This window comes from uncultured Campylobacter sp. (assembly GCF_905372745.1).
In the GTDB taxonomy this organism is placed as follows: domain Bacteria; phylum Campylobacterota; class Campylobacteria; order Campylobacterales; family Campylobacteraceae; genus Campylobacter_A.
In genome coordinates this window covers 1-16,895 of the sequence record NZ_CAJPQR010000044.1, presented here as the reverse complement: position 1 = coordinate 16,895, position 16,895 = coordinate 1, and the positions used below count along the sequence as shown (strand labels likewise).

Here is a 16,895-nt window from a genome sequence, read left to right as displayed (position 1 = left end):
CAAAGTAGCATCAAAAATTTATTCAAAAAAATCTTTAATATTCAAATTTAAAACTTTACAGATTTTATAAAGATGTTCTAAATTAAAATGTTTATTATATTTGTTGTTTTCACAATTTGAGTAAAATGCCACGGATTTAATATCTATACTAAGAGCCATTTCAAGTTGTGAAATATTTCTTTCTTCTCTAAATATACGGACCTTTTGTGATATAGATTGATAAAATTTAAAGATTTCCTCATCGCTAAAAATATTAAAATTCTCACTCACTTTTTTATCCTATAGGATTAATAAATCTTTAAACTATATAATGTTAATATCCGTCGTTCTATATCCTATAGGATAAATAAAATCTATTTTAGAAGGAGTTATAATGGCAAATCAATCAGACAAAAATGCAGCTCAAAAACAAATAGTTTATAGGGCAAAGTGTTTAGAATGCAAATATGAATGGACAAGTAGAGCAGGCAGTGGAACACCCAATTGTTGTCCAAAGTGTAGAAGTAATAGAATAACTATTTCACCATTATCATGAAAAAGGATTTATTGTGGATGCAGGCGAAGTAGCCAAGAAAATAATTAAGGGCATTGGAATAGGTGTTATTGAAGTTGGAAAAGCCTTTATGGGAGAGATGGCAAAAGCTAAAAAGACAAAGTTAGAATGCGAAGACTTAAGCGATTCTGATCTAAGAAGAAAGATAGAAACTAGTAGCGGCACAGAAAAAACAGTCGCTACTAGCATTCTAAATAAAAGACTAGAAGATAGAAATAGTTAATTTTTATCTCACGGCCTTTAAATTTAGCGGCTTACATACACCCGCAACCGCAACCTCCGCTTGATTTTATCGCGTCAAATACCGCGTCGTAATTTGGCTCCTCCGTGATCTCGGGAACGATTTGTTTGTGGATGATGACGCCGTCTTTGATGACGAAAACAGCTCTAGCTAAAAGCCCCGCAAGCGGCCCTTCGCCGATGATTACGCCGTATTTTTCGCCGAACTCTTTAGATCTAAAGTCGCTACCGACTTTTAAATTTTTAATCCCCTCCGTAGAGCAAAATCTCCCCATAGCAAACGGCAGGTCCATCGAGATCACGCTTAGCTTGATCGCCTCTTTCGCCGCCATTTTTTCGTTAAATTTACGCGTTTCCGTCGCGCAAACGCCCGTATCTAGCGACGGAACGGCGACTAATATCTCGATGCCGTTGTTACCGCCGACCTTAAACTCGCCTAGATCTTGTCCGACGAGCGCGACTTCTGGCGCATATGAGCCCACGAATACCTCTTCGCCTTTTAGCACGACGTCTGCGCCGTGAAATTTGACTTTTGTCATGTTTTTCCTTTGTTTTAAATTTAATCGTAACGCAGATATTACCATACTTTTAACAACGGCTGAAAAACAAAAAATCGCGTAAAATTTAAGACGGCAGTTATCTATAAAGTGCTATACTATTTGACATCAATTATCAAGGAGTGACAAATGAGCGACAAAGAAATATTAGCTTCGCTTGAAGCAAAACGCACGAAATGCGTCGTTTACACCCGCGTAATGGGCTACCACCGCCCTGTAGAGAGCTTTAACCTCGGCAAAAAAGGCGAGCATAAAGAGCGCGTCAAATTTTGCGAACGCAAAGCCTAATCTAACCGCGAGTAAAACGTGAAAGACGCCGATTTTCCGCTTTACTCGCTCACCCCCTTTACGACCCTCGACTACCCCGACAAAACGGCCTGCATAGCGTGGTTTGCAGGCTGCAACATGCGCTGCGCCTACTGTTACAATGTCCCTATCGTCACGGGCGCCGGACAGATCAGCTGCGCCGAGTTTATCAAATTTTTAGACAAGCGCAAAGGCAAGCTTAGCGGCGTGGTTTTTAGCGGCGGCGAATGTACGCTTAGCCCGGCGTTTTTACCGCTAGCTCATGAGGTAAAGTCGCGCGGCTTTTCGCTCAAAGTCGATACTAACGGCTCAAATTTAACCATTATTCAGCAAGCTATCTCGCTAAATTTGATCGACTACATCGCGCTTGATTTTAAGGCGACGAAGGAAAAATTTCTCAAGGTTGCCGGCTCAAATTTGTATAAAAATTTCTTGCAAATGCTTGAGTTTTTGTTGCAAATCGGCTTTAAATTTGAGGTTAGAACGACGGTGCACGCGGACTTGCTAGACGAGGCCGATATCTCTGCTATGAGCGAGATTTTGTACGAGTACGGATACAGAGGCGTTTATTACTTGCAAAATTTCCTCGATACGGGCGAAAATTTCGGAAATTTGACGCAGGCGAAGGCTAAATTTGATATAAATTTGATACGTTCAAATTTGGAAATAGAGCTTAGGAATTTTTAGTAAATTTAGTCAAATTTGATGTGCAAAATCTCCCAAATCATCACTTTCAGTTGTGATATCTGCTAATTTTAATAAACGTCACGATCTTTTTTAGCTCGGGCGCGTCGCTTAGAGCCTGCATTTTTACGCTATACTTGCCTTTTTCGAGCTCTGCTCTGAGCAAAACTTTATCGTGCGCAAAGCCTCCGTTTGGAGCGCTGTACCATGAAGTCGCGCCGTATTTTGACAGATCAAAGGTCTCGGTTAGGGCGCTTAAATTTTGTTTTAGATCGTTCACCTCGCCGCCTTTTACGTAGTTTATTTTGCGGTTTTGTAGAGATTTGAGCATAACTTTTAGCAATATTTTTTCGCCCGCTAAGGCCGCTTTTTCCTCTCCACTCGTGCCAATTGGCTCAGGGACGCCTTGCGTCGTATAACCGTAGTAGCAGGCTAACTTAGTAGCTGTAGTTTTCCGGTAAAACCGCTTCGTAAACTCGTCGCTGCCGCATCCCGGGAAGGTCTCCTCTGCTGAACTTTACTTTTTTGCTTTTGTAGTAGATTTTACTCGTAGATACCGGCTTTTTTGACGGTAAATTTATATCGGTCTCGCTGCTAGCCTCAGGCATGCCGACTCTTTGTAAATGCCGTCATCAAGCGTATCGCCTCCCAAAAATCAAATCCATAATAAAAAGCCGTATAAAAAGCACCGCTAAAAAGCAGCAAAAATAGGCAAAATTTAATTCAAATTTGATGTCTTATCTGTTTGGCGCGTAGGTTTTTACCTCGTATAGCAAGAAATCATACACGCGCTGCTGCACGAGACCTTCGTATTCGTCGGCGTCGATGAGCCTGCGTAGGTGCTCGAAGTCGATCTTTAGCGCGTAGTTTTTGTTCGCTCTGATAGCCTGATCGATCGCTAAGAGCAAGCTATCAAGCGTCATCGGGTCTTTGCGTTTGATACGGGAGACATACTCTCTGGTGGTTTCGATAAGTACGCGTTTGCGGTTCTCGTCACTGCCGTAAATTTCGCTCGAGATATCGTATAAATTTGCAAAATCGTCCTCTTCGGGATTGAGTTTGGCCGAGATGATAGCCGCAAATATCTTCGCGCGAAACTCGAGCGAGCGGTGGTGATAGACCAAAAACTCCCTAAACAACGACAAAAATTTACATTTTATATCAAATCCCATGCTGCCGCCTAAAATATATTTAAGTAAAATTTGAGTAAAATCGCTCTTGCCCTTTCTTAGACCTGTGCAATGTCTCTTCTAGGCACCGCTTCAGGGTGGGAACACAGCAGAGCACTTAGGCTAGGCGTGTGCCGCAGTCATCTGAGAGAGGGTTTTTTAAACCTGCAAAAGCGAAAAATGCTCCTTAAAATCATCGCAAACTTTTAAAAAATTCACTCCGTCCAAGCTCTGATTTTTCTGAAAAAATTTATCCATATTATTAAAGCCTTCGGTTAGTTCGTTTGACTTCACACCGTAGCTGATCGAGATCCCCGCCTCGAAAAACGCCGCGAGTTTATCGCAAATTTTAAGCGCTTTTCCATCGATAGCGTTAAATTTATCCTCGTTTACGTTCTCCATCGTACCCTCGTGATGTAGAGGCTTTTTCTCGCAGATCCTGTTTTCAAACTCGTTTTTGATAAATTTGCCATTTTCCATACGGATGCCCAGGATATAGCTAAACTCGTCTCTAAAATTTTCAGGTACGAAAGGCAAAATTTTCTCGTCTATCAGGCGCATTTCATATTCGCTGATTATCTCATTTAGCCCTTCGATACCGTATTTTACGGGGCTAATGATATCGCGCGTTAGCGACTCGGGCAGATCGTGAAAGAGCGCGCAAAAGAAGTTATTTTCTAGTCTCGTTTTGCAGGCCTTTACCTCAAGCGAGTAAAAATAACTCAAAATCGCCACGACTAACATATGGCCCAAAACCGCCGTTTCAGGGATGCGCGGCGTCTGTGCCCAGCGCTTTTGAAAACGCAGTCTACCGGCTAGATCGACTAGCTTTGCTAGCTTTTGATTCATCACGATTTTACGTACGCCTATTAGCTCGTAATAATCCTCCAGCTCCTCCTCCACGCGCGCTTTTAGCTCGTCTATGTCGCTTAAAAATTTGCTCGTTTGATAAACGATCGAAAACTCCCAGCGCGTCGCGAGATAGCTAGCGGCCTTTAGGATCAGGCGCTCTTTGGCGTGAGCTTTGTCCTTGTGCGTGAGATAGCGGCGCATCCGCTCTAAAAATTTACCGCCCTCGACGTCCTTTACGAGCCCTTCTAGGATCGTTAGCACCCAAGCGTTTATCTGCTCGTTTTTGGTTTTTTGCATCTGATGAAACACGTCCGGGCGTATATCCGTTACCACGACTCGCGCGAGAAACTCGAAAATACCAGCCTCGATGATGTAGTTCATATCGGTATTATGCTCGAGCTTTGCGATAAAATACGCGATGATAAATTTATGCGCCTGTTTATCAAGCTCGACTAAATTCGTCATCTTGGGATAGTCGTTCCAGCGCGAGATTGATGCGGCCTTAAAAATGTGCTCGATGAGCTGCGCGCTTATCATTTATCGTCCGATTTTTTCACGACGCGAGCGCGCTTTTCGCCGGCAAATTCAGGCTTTTTAAAGCCATCTTTATTGCCCGTTCTTCGCGGTTTATCGTCAAATTTATCTTTGCTTGCGCGAGGTTTTCTATCGCCGGTTTTTGCGCCTCTTTTATCGGCTCCGAAACTCTTACCGCGAGAGCCGTCTTTGCTAAATTTAGACTCGCGTGCTCCGTAACCGCCTCTATCAAAACTTCGCTCGCTATCTCGCGAAAATTTTTCAAATTTTGGCGCTTCAAAGCTTTGCTCTTGCGTTTTTTTGATTATCTCGTCCGAGCAAATTTCGATCACGGTATGGACGTTGCCGCGCGGGTTAAAGTCGCCTATGATCTTCATCCATTTTGGAGCTAGCTTTCGTTCTAAAACGCCGTAAATTTCGTTTATGCTATCTTCGTGGCTGATGTTGCGCGTCATGAAGCTATTGATATAAAGTTTGATCGCTTTTAGCTCGACGACGAATTTAGCCGGCACGTACTCAAGATAAATCGTCGCAAAATCAGGATACCCCGAGCGCGGGCATAAGCAGCAAAACTCCGGCAGCGTGATTTTTATCTTGTAGTCGCGTTCATGTTTGTTTTCCCAGATTTCCAGGTCTTTTTCTACGTCAAATTCGCTTATTATTTTCTCTCCGTATTTTGGCTCTACGACCTCGTTTTCTTGCATTTTTTTCCTTTAAATTTCTTTTGGCTTTTCTATGAAAAAGCCCTGCGCGAAGTCGGTCTGATAGCGCTCCACGACGTTAAAGAACTCCTCGTTCTCCACAAATCTCACAATAGTCTTCACGCCTAATCTTTTTGCGGTTAAATTTAGATTTTCAAACAGAGTTTTAAATTTATCGTTTTTGATATTTTTGTTAAATTCTATGTCGTAGATAACAAAATCTATCGGCAAAAATTTAAAATACTCAAATCCGGCATTATTACCGCCGAATTTATTTAACGCGAAGCGAAAACCTAGATTTTTATACTCCGTTAAGATTTCTTTAAATCTATTTATCTCGTCATACACTAGCTTCTCGCTAAACTCGAAAATAATTCGATTTGGATCGATCTTTCCCATCTGCGCGAACTCTTTTATAAAATTTATAAGAGAGACGGATGAAATTTCAATCATAAGCGGATCGTTATCTTTAAATTTAATTTCAGATAATTTTTTAATAATATTTATATCAAAAAGCACCTCGTAGCCGTTTTTATTTGCGATATTTTGTACTTTTCGCTTTGAGACTAGGCCTTGCATATCAGTATAAATTTTAATCAAAACATTTTTTAAATTTTGTCCGAAGCGAAGGCTTTTAACGAGTTGGGTTTGAAAAATAAATCTTTGCATATCGATGCAGTTACAGACGTCTTTTTCAAGGTCGTCGGTAACGTCTACTTTATCGTCGCTATCTTCTTCATTTAGCTTTTGGATTAGATAAGAGACCGTATTTTTAAGACTTGCGGAGTGGTTTATATCTACGGCGTCAAATTTAATCTTTAACTCGATATTATAAATCCCGTCGTTTAAAAGAGTCTTCTCAAAAACACTTAAAAGATGGAGTAACTCGGTATTTTTACTCTCGCAAAAGATCAGAAAATATTCGTTTGAATATCTACCGATAAGCGTGTTTTTAGAGACTTTTTCGTTTAGAAATTTTTCCAGCCGCTCGACTAATCGTTTTAGCAAAATATCGGTGCTTACAAAGCTATAACGCTCGTTTAGATCGTTTAAATTTTCGATCTTTAGCATTACCGCATTACCGCCACTCTTTCCTTTAAATTTAGAAGCTTGTTTTGAAAGTAGGCGTAAAATCTCATCTCTACTAAAAGCCTTAGTTATCTGATCTAACGTGCTTGTTTGAAAGCTTTGATAAATTTTATAAACCGTAAAATAAACCTGACACAAAACCAAAATCGTGATTAAAATAATGTCGTCGGCGTCAAATTTAACCTCATCTTTTTTGATAAAAATATAAACTAAAATGATAATACTAAAAAAAAGTATCGAAGATACTTCAAGTGCGGTTTTAAACCGATGGGATCTCTCTTTTAGTTCTGATTTTAGCATTTTACACGTCCAAATGTTTCACGTCTTTTGCGTGCTCTTGTATATAGTTTCTTCGCGGTTCGACCTCGTCGCCCATGAACAGATTAAACGTATCCGACGCACTTATGGCGTCATTTATGTTTATTTTTAGCAAACGACGGTTTTCAGGGTTCATCGTCGTCTCCCACAGCTGCTCGGGGTTCATCTCGCCAAGGCCTTTATAGCGCTGGATATAAGCGCCTTTTTTAGCATTTTTTTCGATCTCGTCTAGCACGTCTATCACGTCGCCTTTTAGCTCGATGCCGCGCTCTTTTATCTTTTGACTGATATAAAGCGCTTCCTCATAAAGCGGATTTGTAAATAAATTTTCATTTACTAAAAGCTCTTCTAGGCCGCTTTCTGTTTGTACGTAAATTCGCGCTTCTTCTTCGCTGACATATGAGTTTAGGATATTGTGTCCCTGCGCCTCTAAATAGTTTTTCAAAATTTCATAAATTTCGCCGTAACTTTTTGAAACAATATCTGGATTTTCGATCATAAATCTAACCGCAGAAATCACGCTAAAACGCTTTTCAAGCTCTTTTAACACGCTTCTATAAGCCGCGACTATCTTTAAAAAGTCTATAAGATCAGCATTTCCGATACCTTCAAACTCAACACCTTCGATGCCGTTTTCTATTAGAAATTCATTCAGCGCTCTTTCGTCTTTTAGATAAATTTCTTTTTTACCCTTTTTATAGCGGTAAAGCGGCGGCTGAGCTAGATAGATATGACCGTTTTCCACGACTTTGTGTAAAAATCTAAAGAAAAACGTTAAAAGCAGAGTCTGGATATGGCTACCGTCGACGTCGGCATCGGTCATTATGATGATTTTGTGGTAGCGAAGCCTCTCGGCGTCAAATTCGTCGCCGATTCCGCAACCTAGCGCGGTTATCATATTTTTTATTTCGTCTGATTTTAAAATTTTATCTAAGCGCGATTTTTCTACGTTTAAAATTTTACCTTTTAGCGGTAAAATCGCCTGAAATACTCTATCGCGTCCTTGTTTGGCCGAGCCGCCCGCTGAGTCGCCCTCCACCAGATAAAGCTCGCTGATAGCTGGATCTTTGCTTTGGCAGTCTGCTAGTTTACCGGGTAGAGTTCCTATGCTTAGACCCTCTTTTTTACGCGTTAGATCGCGAGCTTTTTTGGCAGCTTCGCGTCCGCGCGCCGCCATCAGCGCTTTTTCCATTATCGCGCGAGCTTCGATCGGGTTTTCTTCAAAATACTTGCTAAGTACTTCAAAAACCATTTTTTGAACGATCGGTTTTACGTAGCTTGAGCCTAGTTTTCCTTTCGTTTGGCCTTCAAACTGCGGCTCGGGTACTTTTACGCTAACCACCGCGATTAGGCCTTCGCGGATATCTTCGCCTGTGATTTTCGTGTCTTTTTCGCGGGCTGCGGCGTTTGCTGCGATATAGTTTGTTATCACGCGAGTTAAACCCGCGCGAAATCCTGCCTCGTGCGTACCGCCGTCAGGGGTTTTGATGTTATTTACGAAGCTTAGTAAATTTTCGCTGTAAGTATCGTTGTACATCAGCGCAAAATCGACTAAAACGTCCTCTTCACCGCCGCTAAAGGATACGGCTTTACTTACGGCTTCGTTTTTATTCATATCCGTTACAAAGCTCTCAAGTCCGCCCTCGTAGTGAAAACTCTCGCTTCTACCGTTTCTTTGATCTTTAAAATTTATAGTGATTTTTGGATTTAGATAGGCTAGTTCGCGAAAACGTTTAGTTAAAATTTCATCGTTAAATTCCGTAACCTCAAAAATGCTGTCATCCGGCCAAAACTCAACCTGAGTTCCCGTTCTATTCGTAGTTTTTACAACTTCCAGGTCGCTTTGCGGGATACCTTTTGAGAATTCTTGTCTATGTAGTTTGCCGTCTCGTTTGATATTTACGACCAGTTTTTTAGAGAGTGCATTTACGACGCTAACGCCCACACCGTGCAGGCCGCCTGAGACTTTGTAAGTGTCCTTGTCAAATTTACCGCCCGCGTGAAGTACCGTTAAAACGACAGTAGCGGCTGAAATTTTCTCCGTAGGGTGCATATCTACCGGTATACCGCGTCCGTTATCGGTGATGATAGCAGAGCCTTCGCGCGTTAGTTCTACGTCTATCGTATCGCAGTAGCCCGCCATTGCTTCGTCTATGGAGTTATCGACGACCTCGTAGATCATGTGGTGTAGGCCGCTTACGTTGGTATCTCCGATGTACATGCCGGGGCGTTTTCTAACCGCTTCTAGCCCTTTTAAAACTTTAATATTTTCCGCGCCGTAATTTTGCTGCATTATTTACCTTTTATTTTTATAAATTTATCGGCATTATTACCGTTTTTAGCTCGTTTGAGCTAACAGTGAAGGCTAAATTCGAGTCGTTAAATCCAAATTCAAAATGTTCCTCTTCGATATTTTGTAAGAAATCAAGCAAATACCTATTTTTTACGCCGACGTAAATTTCGCTTTCAAGCCCCGTTGCAAAATCAATCGAATTTTTAGCTTCCGAATTATCCTCGACTATGCTCTCAAAACTTACCGTTTGCGGGGCAAATACTATTTTGGTACTTTCAGACATGATAGAGACGGTTTTTATACCTTCTATCATTTTATCTCTGCTTAATCTTAGACGTTTTTTTATCTCTTGCGGGATTACTCTATTATAATCCGGAAATTTGCCGTTAATTAGCTTCGTAAAAAACTCGAAATTCGAGCTTTGGGCTATCAAAGTCGTATCGTCGTAGTAAATTTCTATTTTATCGAAAAACAGTTTTTGAATTTCGCCGATTGCTTTTTTTGGGATTATTAGCGAAAATTCGCTCTGCGTAGGAGTTTCAAGTCTAAAGACGCTTAGCCTTTTAGTATCGGTTCCTACTATATTGATGTAGTTTTGCTTTATGTCGATAAATGCGCCGTTTAGTTCAAATTTTGGATTATTGCTATCGATACTCGGGAATATTTTTTTTAAACTTCGGCCTAGCATGACGGCGTCGACTTCAAATTTATTTTTATTTTCTACGGTAGGAAAATTCGGAAAGTCTTCAAATTTATACATAGGAAGTTTGTATTTTGAGTTTTTTTGTTTTATATAGAAATAGTTATTTAGCGTTTCTAGCGTAACTTCTTCGTCTTTTAGACTTCTTATGATATCAAGCAACTTTTTACCGTTTGCGGTAGCGTTTCCTTCGTCTATTATTTTGACGTTTGATAGCTTATAAGCTAGACCGATTTCGTGATCGGTTGCTTTTATGCTTAAAATACCGTCTTTAGCTGCTATAAATATATGCGAAGTTATAGCGCTTAAATCTCTTTTTTCTAAATAAGGATTAGCATTATTTATTACGCTTTCTAGAGCGTTTTTGTTAATTGCGACTTTCATTTTTTTCCTTTTGTTTTTAAATTTCTTTTAGTAGCATTAGTAGGGGACGTGAAAATGTTAATATCCTTTTTTAGTTCCGTAGATAGGTATTTTGTGGCGTTAATAAGATCTTGATTTTTTTCACTTTTATTCACGTTTTTACTCTTTGGTTAAAATTTTATTTTTTAGTTCTTCGACGCGAACTTTAAAGTATTCGTTCGTTTCGATTAGTTCGTTTATTTTTTTGATGCTGTGGCTTACGGCCGAGTGATCTTTCATATTAAAAAATTGCGCGATCTGCGGCATCGAGTTTGGCGTCAAATTTTTAGCCAGATATATCACGATGCGTCTAGCCTCGACGATATTTTTTGAGCGCGATTTACTTTTCATATCGCTAGGTTTGATATTTAGCTCTTTACTTACGGTCTCTACGATACTCTCTAAATTTATATTTTCGCGTTTTTCTTTTATCTGATCGCGCAAGATATTTTTGGCAAACTCTAGTGTGATTTCCTGTCTCATTAGCCTTGCGTAAGCGTTTAAATTTATTATCGCGCTTTCGATTTCTCGGATGTTATCGCCCATGTTCGTAGCGATATAGTTTATGACGTCGGTACCAAGATAAATTTTATCAAATTCGCATTTTTTATTGATAATTGCGATTTTAGTATCAAGTTCTGGCGGCGTGATATCGGCGATGATGCCCCACTCAAAACGCGTTCTTAGCCTATCTTCAAATCCCTTTAGTAACTTTGGTTGGCGGTCTGATGTCATCACGATTTGTCCGTTTTTAGCGTGAATTTCGTTAAACGTATGGAAAAATTCTTCTTGAATTTTATCCGTTTTACCTAAAAACTGTACGTCGTCGATGAGTAAAACGTCGCAGTTTCGGTACTTTTCGCGAAATCGCTCCATCGAGTGGTTGTTGAGGTTATACGTAAAGTCCGTGATAAACTGCTCGCTCGTGACGCAAATAACCATTTTTCCGCCGTTTAGACAAAAATTTCCGACTGATTGTAAAAGGTGAGTCTTGCCAAGTCCCGTCGGGCCGTAGATAAAAAGGGGATTATAAATTTTACCCGGCTGCTCGGAGACGGCTTTTGCGCTTAAAAAAGCAAATTGATTCGAGTCGCCGACGACGAAATTTTCAAAAGTGTAGCTTGGATTTAACAGGCTGCTTTGCGCTTTTATCTCTTTGACGTCCACTTTTTTAGCCGGTTTGCTTGTGGTTTTGGTTGGGGCTTGAACTTCGACGACCGGCTTTTGTCCGGTTTTTACTTCAAAAAGATGAGCGATTTTAGCGGCGTATTTGGTCTGGATAAATTTGGCAATAATCTCGTTTGGCGCGTTAAATACGACGTTTGTCGAATTTGAGCTTTTTTCGTTAAATTTAAGCTGCTTGATATAGCATTCAAATTCCGACGGTAAAATTTCTTTGGAAAGTAGCTCCAAAACCTCGTTTGCGACCAAATTTTTGCCTTTAAGATTGATTCGCTAGATTTTATCTTAAATTTGTTAAAATGGCGTTGAAATTCGTTTTTTCACGGTGTGAAAAAAGCGTGAAAAACTATTGAAAAGGACGAGATGAAAATTTTAGGAATTGATCCGGGATCGCGAAATTGCGGCTATGCGATCGTCGAAAAGACGCCCGTGAAAACTCTTTTGATCGAGGCGGGACTAATCAAAATAAAACCGAATTCTTTACAGTATCAAATCACCGAACTTTGCGAGGGACTCGACCTGATTTTTAAAAATCATAAATTTGACGAAGTGGCGATCGAGGACATATTTTTTGCGTATAATCCAAAAACGGTTTTGAAGCTCGCGCAGTTTCGAGGAGCGCTCAGTCTTAAAATTTTGCAGCTTCACGGCGATTTCGCCGAGTATACGCCGCTTCAGGTTAAAAAAACCGTCACGGGTAAAGCCAAGGCCGATAAAGAGCAAGTAGCCTTTATGGTTAAAAAAATTCTGGGTATCACGAAGGAGATCAAGCCGCTTGATATCACCGATGCCATCGCTATCGCGCTAACGCATGCGAATAATTTGCGGCTGAAGGGTTAGTTTTTAGCCAAGCTCGGTTTAAAATTCGCGCTGAAATTTAGTTTATTTCGCGGCGTAAGCGATTAAATTTGATGCTAAAACCAGGCGGTAAATTTAATAAATTTTACTCCGCTAGCCCCAAAGCCCGCAGCTCGTTTAGGCCGTCTGCTATGGGCTCTTTAAATTTTTTAGGACGCGACGTCGGCACGGTTAGCACGATGTCCTCTCGGCCGTCCTCTAAAAAATCTTTTAAATACGCCGTCACGTAGCTAAATTTACTCTCAAACTCCTAGCTAAGCTGATTTAGAGAGTGAAATTTATCTCGTCTTACGACAAACTGCGTTGAAGTATCAAGCACGAAAAGCCGCGCGGGGATACCGTCATAATCAAATCCAGAAAGCCTTGCCTCGCTGATATCAAGTGCCCAGTCGACACGGCTGTAAAAATCTTGTCTAAAAGCGTCTATTTTGCGCTGGAGTTTTGGGTTTTTATGAGTCATAAAGCCGCATTTGTTTATGCGAAACGAGGTGATTTTACCCTTGATTTTGACGCGGCAAAAGAGCACGGAGTCCAGTATGCCGTAGTCGTTAAAACAAGTATTTTCAAGCAAAATGTCTCTCCAAACGCAAGGACCGAAAAAACAAGACCTAAAAGTACACCCGATAAAATTTACACCGCTTATCGTCTGCGGATTTGCGAGATCGTTATCAAGCCCTATGTCGCAGTTCATAAACTCTACGTTTTTAAAGACTAGTCCGCCGCTACTTTTGTTTTGCGCGCTTTTATCGTCTGTAAAATCAATCAAACGGCCTTCTGCTAGATTTGCCGCCGAATTTTCGCTCGCGCCTGCTAACTCGTTTATTAACTGCGCTAAATTTCGCTTAAAAAATTTTTGATTTTGAATTATTTTCATCGTTTTTATTTCGTCGCTTATTTTTGTCGCAAAAGGCGTTAAATTTGAGCTAAAAGTATAAATTTAGCGCCTTAAAAGCTACCAAATTTAGCCAAAATCGCCAAAGTCGGGCTCACTCGTCCTTTTTCTCGTCCTCTTTTTTGCCGATCTTTTCTTTAGCGTTTTTTATGAGATTTTCGGCGGCTTTGTAGAGCTTCTCGCCTAGTTCTTTTGATTTTGATTTGAGATTTTCGCCGATCTCGCTCGCATTTATCGCGCTTAGCTTCTCCTGCGTTCGTTTTTCAAAGTCGCCGATATCTTTTTTGAGCGCTTCTAGGCGTTCTTTGGCGTTAAAATTTTCTTTAAATTTATCGCCGGCTTGAGTTACTTCGCGCTTTAACTCCTCAAATTTAGCTCCCGCAAGGCTCGCGAATTTATCGATATTTTCGTTAAATTTTAGCTCCTCTAGCTGAAGCTCGATCTGGCGGGAAACGTCGTTTTGTAGGCGCTTAAATTTGGCGAAGTAGCTATCTACCGACTCGTCTAGGATTTCGTTTATCACGGCTGCAGACGGCTCATCCGAGCGCGCCATATCGCGCAGCATCGCCACGAACCTCTCCTCGAGTCTTACGAATTCTCTAGCTTCGCCTAGCAGCGTCTGGCCGTCCGGGGCAAATTTGATCTCCTCGATAAACTTCTCCGTCCTTTTGCTAAGCGCCTCTTTTACGCCTCCGATAGCGCCGCTTATTAGCTCTTTGGCAGAGGCCTGATCAACGTCAGCTATCTCGCTTGCCGCCTCGCAGACCGTCCTTGCGATCTCCAGGATGCGCTCTTTGCTCACTTCGCCCTCGTTTACCGCGCTAAGTACGACGTTTTTGGCGATTTGCTCCACCGTATCTTTCACGTCGTCGCCCTTTTCGATCGCGGTTAGAAACGCCGCTTCGGTGGTCTCTTTTAGGATGCCCAACATTTGCAGCTCGCAGAGCATCTTTTCGTCTATCGCGGTTAAAATTTCATCTTTATCCGCCAGGTCGCTGCTTTTGATGAAATTTTCCATATTTTCAAGCAGCGCGCGAACATTGTTTTTGATCTCGTCTTTTTGCGCGTAAATTTGCCGCTCGATCTGCTCTTTTTCGTAGATTAGGCGGTGGATATACTGCTCTTTTGCTTCGCTGAGCGCGTCGCCTGCGCTTTGGATGAGGTTGGCGACATTTTGGCGGTTTAGCAGATCCTCGCCTTTTAGCGCCTCGCAAATTTGCTCAAATTCTTTAGCCAGAGCCGCGTTTGCGTCGCCGCCTTTTGCGCCTTTGACGCTTTTTCTAAACTCGCTTAGCGCAAATTCCCTTATCAAAACGGAAATTTGCGGGTCATTTTTGTTCTCTTTTATGGTTTGGATGAAGACTAAATTTTGCATGAAAGTCCTTATAGTACGTACTTGCAAACGCGTTTTAGCGCGGAAAAAATTTCTAATCGCTCCTGGTTAGAATTAACCAAAACGCTTAGATTGTAGCTTTTGTATTTGCCCTCTTTGCTCGATTTTGAGGGCGTTATCTTGTGTTGTCTTTCGCCTACGACGCCCTGCGCGATGGCTTGCGCGTTTTCACTATCAAGCACGATGATTTTGTATTCCCAAAAATTTGGGTACGAGATTTCGGGTTCTTTATTTAGATCGCACGTAGTCGCCACTTTTGCCTCCGCTCTTACTTTCTAGCGCGATATCTGTTATCTGCATGGTTTTATCTATCGCTTTTATCATATCGTAGATCGTTAGAAGACCTACGCTAACGCCCATTAGCGCCTCCATCTCGACGCCTGTTTTGCCGTCTATCTTGACGCTAACGGTTAGCTTGTAGGCGCAGATTTCGGTTAGCTCCTCGATGTCGCAGTTTATGCCACTGATTAGCAGCGGATGGCACATTGGGATGAGTTCGCTCGTCTTTTTTGTACCCATTATCGCGCCTACGACGGCGGTTTGCAGGACTGGGCCTTTTTTGCCGGTGTTGTTTTTGATCGCATCAAAGGCTTCGCGCGACATTTTTATGATGCCGCTTGCTACGGCTATGCGCGTAGTTACGCCCTTGTCGCTTACGTCGACCATTTTAGGGCGGTTGTTTTCGTCTATGTGAGTTAGCATTTTCGTCCTTTCGCCTGAAGCGCTAAATTTGCTTAAATTTGAGCTAGGCGGAGTAAATTTATGAGAAGGATTATAACTAAAAAAGCTTAATGAATAAGACAAAAACGCCTCGGCAGGGGGAGCCGAGGCGCCGTTACAAAAAGGAGGTTTTCTTGTCGGACGCGCAAATCATACCAAAAAGGTCTAAATTTTATCCCAATTTTTCGTAAATATATTATTCCCTACTTTTCGCGTAGGCCAGAGCGCCTGATTTTAGGCGTTTTAGCCCCTCTAGTACGCGCGATCTTTGCGTGGCGATATTGAGGCGTAAGAAGCATTTTTCCGCGCCTCTATACGCGTTGCCGTCGTTTAGCCAAAGACCCGCTTTTTGGCGTAAAAATTTATGAAAATCGCTCGCGTCGTCGCAAATTTCGCGGCAATCAAGCCAGAGTAGATACGTGGCGTCCTGCTCTACAAGCCTGATCTGCGGCAGTTCGTTTTGCAAAAACTCGCTCACGATTTTTCGGTTTTGCTCTACGTATTCGCGCATCTGCTCGAGCCACGCTTCGCCTCGCTCAAACGCCGCGATCGCCGCAATACAAGAAAACGCATTACCCTCGCCGACCTCGTCGTCGTTGATGGCTTTTGCCATTTTGGCGCGCAGTTTTGGGTTCGGCACTACAGCGGCGGAGCTTTGCAGGCCTGCGATGTTAAAGGCTTTAGTCGGCGAAACGCAGGTGATCGAGATGTTTTTGCAAGTTTCGCTCGCGCGGATAAACGGCATGTAGCTTTTGCCGGGGCTCGTGATGTCGCAGTGAATCTCGTCTGAGATCACCAAAACGCCGTGTTTAGCGCATAGTTCGCCGATTTTGGCTAGCTTTTCCTCGCTCCAAATTTTACCTACGGGATTGTGCGGGTTGCAAAGGATAAACATCGTCGTTAGCGGATCGGCGAGCTTTTCTTCGAGGTCCTTAAAATCAATGTCGTAGCCGCGCCCGTCGTAGGCTAGCTCGTTTGCGAGCGCGACCCTGCCGTTGTTTTCGATGCTGCGGTAAAAGACGTGATAGACGGGGCTTTGGACTACGATTTTATCGCCCACGCTCGTAAATTTGCGCACGGCGGAGCTGATGATCGGTATCACGCCCGTGCAAAAAATCAGCCAGCTCGGGTCAAATTTGACGTCGTGACGCCTGCTCCACCACGAGCATATGGCCTCGCTCCACTCCTGCGGCACGTACGAGTAGCCAAAAACCCCGTTATCTAGGCGCTTTTGTAGCGCTTCTAAAATTTCTGGCGCGACCTTAAAATCCATATCCGCCACCCACATCGGCAGCTCGTCTTTGCTTGTTTTCCACTTTGACGAATACGTCCCGCCTCGCTCCACCGGCGCGTCAAAATCGTATTTCATTTGCTCTCCTTGCGTGATTTTTTCGGATATTTTAGCAAATTTCGGGCGTAAATTTACAAAATTTAATCGTATTTGTATTTTTT

Annotated in this window: 20 protein-coding genes, 1 other RNA gene and 1 pseudogene; 5 read left to right on the top strand and 17 right to left on the bottom strand. The window is 42.2% G+C overall.

Features of this window, described 5'->3' with window-relative positions; translation table 11 throughout:
- Positions 1-18 precede the first annotated feature (18 nt).
- Positions 19-270 (bottom strand): helix-turn-helix transcriptional regulator, encoded by a 252-nt coding sequence (locus QZ157_RS09855; RefSeq protein WP_295145069.1) that lies wholly within the window; start codon positions 268-270, stop codon positions 19-21.
- Between the two features lie 278 nt (positions 271-548).
- Between QZ157_RS09855 and QZ157_RS09850 the strand changes: the two genes are divergently transcribed.
- Positions 549-776 carry a hypothetical protein gene (locus tag QZ157_RS09850; RefSeq protein ID WP_295145066.1) on the top strand — a complete coding sequence of 76 codons (228 nt, stop codon included), beginning with the start codon at positions 549-551 and terminating at the stop codon, positions 774-776.
- Positions 777-807: 31 nt separating this feature from the next.
- Here the strand turns inward: QZ157_RS09850 and tpx are convergent, their stop codons facing one another.
- Positions 808-1,332 (bottom strand): thiol peroxidase, encoded by a 525-nt coding sequence (gene tpx, locus QZ157_RS09845; protein ID WP_295145063.1) that lies wholly within the window; start codon positions 1,330-1,332, stop codon positions 808-810.
- 147 nt (positions 1,333-1,479) lie between these two features.
- On the opposite strand from tpx, the gene nrdD reads away from it, so the two are divergent.
- Entirely contained in the window at positions 1,480-1,638 is a 159-nt protein-coding gene (gene nrdD / locus QZ157_RS09840; RefSeq protein WP_002952633.1) for an anaerobic ribonucleoside-triphosphate reductase, read from the top strand.
- Positions 1,639-1,656: 18 nt separating this feature from the next.
- A complete protein-coding gene (locus QZ157_RS09835; protein WP_295145059.1) occupies positions 1,657-2,343 on the top strand; it encodes an anaerobic ribonucleoside-triphosphate reductase activating protein in 687 nt (228 codons plus the stop codon).
- Between the two features lie 46 nt (positions 2,344-2,389).
- Here the strand turns inward: QZ157_RS09835 and QZ157_RS09830 are convergent, their stop codons facing one another.
- The 3 genes from QZ157_RS09830 to QZ157_RS09820 form a co-directional block, all read right to left on the bottom strand.
- A complete protein-coding gene (locus QZ157_RS09830) occupies positions 2,390-2,620 on the bottom strand; it encodes a hypothetical protein (protein WP_295145056.1) in 231 nt (76 codons plus the stop codon).
- A 157-nt stretch (positions 2,621-2,777) separates the two neighbouring features.
- Positions 2,778-2,948 carry a hypothetical protein gene (locus QZ157_RS09825; protein ID WP_295145053.1) on the bottom strand — a complete coding sequence of 57 codons (171 nt, stop codon included), beginning with the start codon at positions 2,946-2,948 and terminating at the stop codon, positions 2,778-2,780.
- Positions 2,949-3,077: 129 nt separating this feature from the next.
- Positions 3,078-3,512, bottom strand: a complete 435-nt coding sequence (locus QZ157_RS09820) for a hypothetical protein (protein ID WP_295145050.1) — start codon at positions 3,510-3,512, stop codon at positions 3,078-3,080.
- A 53-nt stretch (positions 3,513-3,565) separates the two neighbouring features.
- Between QZ157_RS09820 and ffs the strand changes: the two genes are divergently transcribed.
- Positions 3,566-3,663, top strand: an RNA gene (gene ffs, locus QZ157_RS09815) — signal recognition particle sRNA small type.
- A gap of 5 nt (positions 3,664-3,668) precedes the next feature.
- Here the strand turns inward: ffs and QZ157_RS09810 are convergent.
- From QZ157_RS09810 to dnaA, 6 genes and pseudogenes are all read right to left on the bottom strand, one after another.
- Positions 3,669-4,898 carry an HD domain-containing protein gene (locus QZ157_RS09810; protein WP_295145047.1) on the bottom strand — a complete coding sequence of 410 codons (1,230 nt, stop codon included), beginning with the start codon at positions 4,896-4,898 and terminating at the stop codon, positions 3,669-3,671.
- 302 nt (positions 4,899-5,200) lie between these two features.
- A pseudogene (gene queF, locus QZ157_RS09805) lies at positions 5,201-5,599 on the bottom strand (preQ(1) synthase); the annotation flags it as partial.
- Between the two features lie 9 nt (positions 5,600-5,608).
- On the bottom strand, positions 5,609-6,985 hold the full coding sequence (locus QZ157_RS09800; protein WP_295145044.1) for an EAL domain-containing protein: 1,377 nt from the start codon (positions 6,983-6,985) through the stop codon (positions 5,609-5,611).
- A gap of 1 nt (position 6,986) precedes the next feature.
- Positions 6,987-9,296, bottom strand: a complete 2,310-nt coding sequence (gyrB, locus tag QZ157_RS09795) for a DNA topoisomerase (ATP-hydrolyzing) subunit B (RefSeq protein WP_295145041.1) — start codon at positions 9,294-9,296, stop codon at positions 6,987-6,989.
- Between the two features lie 16 nt (positions 9,297-9,312).
- Complete coding sequence (gene dnaN, locus QZ157_RS09790) at positions 9,313-10,380, bottom strand: DNA polymerase III subunit beta (RefSeq protein WP_295145038.1); 1,068 nt, start codon at positions 10,378-10,380, stop codon at positions 9,313-9,315.
- 138 nt (positions 10,381-10,518) lie between these two features.
- On the bottom strand, positions 10,519-11,829 hold the full coding sequence (dnaA, locus tag QZ157_RS09785) for a chromosomal replication initiator protein DnaA (RefSeq protein WP_295145035.1): 1,311 nt from the start codon (positions 11,827-11,829) through the stop codon (positions 10,519-10,521).
- Positions 11,830-11,943: 114 nt separating this feature from the next.
- Between dnaA and ruvC the strand changes: the two genes are divergently transcribed.
- Positions 11,944-12,420, top strand: coding sequence for a crossover junction endodeoxyribonuclease RuvC (gene ruvC, locus QZ157_RS09780; protein WP_295145032.1), 477 nt, complete (start codon positions 11,944-11,946; stop codon positions 12,418-12,420).
- Positions 12,421-12,523: 103 nt separating this feature from the next.
- Here ruvC and QZ157_RS09775 read toward each other — a convergent pair whose 3' ends face one another.
- The 6 genes from QZ157_RS09775 to QZ157_RS09750 form a co-directional block, all read right to left on the bottom strand.
- Positions 12,524-12,664 (bottom strand): hypothetical protein, encoded by a 141-nt coding sequence (locus QZ157_RS09775; RefSeq protein ID WP_295145029.1) that lies wholly within the window; start codon positions 12,662-12,664, stop codon positions 12,524-12,526.
- Positions 12,665-12,688: 24 nt separating this feature from the next.
- Positions 12,689-13,312 (bottom strand): hypothetical protein, encoded by a 624-nt coding sequence (locus QZ157_RS09770; RefSeq protein ID WP_295145027.1) that lies wholly within the window; start codon positions 13,310-13,312, stop codon positions 12,689-12,691.
- A 112-nt stretch (positions 13,313-13,424) separates the two neighbouring features.
- Entirely contained in the window at positions 13,425-14,705 is a 1,281-nt protein-coding gene (locus QZ157_RS09765; RefSeq protein WP_295145025.1) for a hypothetical protein, read from the bottom strand.
- Between the two features lie 8 nt (positions 14,706-14,713).
- Entirely contained in the window at positions 14,714-14,977 is a 264-nt protein-coding gene (locus QZ157_RS09760; RefSeq protein ID WP_295145022.1) for a DUF493 domain-containing protein, read from the bottom strand.
- Positions 14,952-15,425, bottom strand: coding sequence for a cyclic pyranopterin monophosphate synthase MoaC (moaC, locus tag QZ157_RS09755; RefSeq protein ID WP_295145019.1), 474 nt, complete (start codon positions 15,423-15,425; stop codon positions 14,952-14,954). Before moaC ends, QZ157_RS09760 begins: the two co-directional genes overlap by 26 nt.
- Before the next feature lie 214 nt (positions 15,426-15,639).
- A complete protein-coding gene (locus QZ157_RS09750; RefSeq protein ID WP_295145016.1) occupies positions 15,640-16,812 on the bottom strand; it encodes a MalY/PatB family protein in 1,173 nt (390 codons plus the stop codon).
- Between the last annotated feature and the right edge of the window lie 83 nt (positions 16,813-16,895).

Coding starts and splice junctions, on each gene's coding strand:
- QZ157_RS09800 (WP_295145044.1), bottom strand. CDS start 6,985: ATGCTAAAATCAGAACTAAAAGAGAGATCCCATCGGTTTAAAACCGCA.
- QZ157_RS09750 (WP_295145016.1), bottom strand. CDS start 16,812: ATGAAATACGATTTTGACGCGCCGGTGGAGCGAGGCGGGACGTATTCG.
- QZ157_RS09765 (WP_295145025.1), bottom strand. CDS start 14,705: ATGCAAAATTTAGTCTTCATCCAAACCATAAAAGAGAACAAAAATGAC.
- moaC (WP_295145019.1), bottom strand. CDS start 15,425: ATGCTAACTCACATAGACGAAAACAACCGCCCTAAAATGGTCGACGTA.
- tpx (WP_295145063.1), bottom strand. CDS start 1,332: ATGACAAAAGTCAAATTTCACGGCGCAGACGTCGTGCTAAAAGGCGAA.
- QZ157_RS09770 (WP_295145027.1), bottom strand. CDS start 13,312: ATGAAAATAATTCAAAATCAAAAATTTTTTAAGCGAAATTTAGCGCAG.
- QZ157_RS09825 (WP_295145053.1), bottom strand. CDS start 2,948: ATGCCTGAGGCTAGCAGCGAGACCGATATAAATTTACCGTCAAAAAAG.
- nrdD (WP_002952633.1), top strand. CDS start 1,480: ATGAGCGACAAAGAAATATTAGCTTCGCTTGAAGCAAAACGCACGAAA.
- gyrB (WP_295145041.1), bottom strand. CDS start 9,296: ATGCAGCAAAATTACGGCGCGGAAAATATTAAAGTTTTAAAAGGGCTA.
- QZ157_RS09820 (WP_295145050.1), bottom strand. CDS start 3,512: ATGGGATTTGATATAAAATGTAAATTTTTGTCGTTGTTTAGGGAGTTT.
- ruvC (WP_295145032.1), top strand. CDS start 11,944: ATGAAAATTTTAGGAATTGATCCGGGATCGCGAAATTGCGGCTATGCG.
- dnaN (WP_295145038.1), bottom strand. CDS start 10,380: ATGAAAGTCGCAATTAACAAAAACGCTCTAGAAAGCGTAATAAATAAT.
- QZ157_RS09810 (WP_295145047.1), bottom strand. CDS start 4,898: ATGATAAGCGCGCAGCTCATCGAGCACATTTTTAAGGCCGCATCAATC.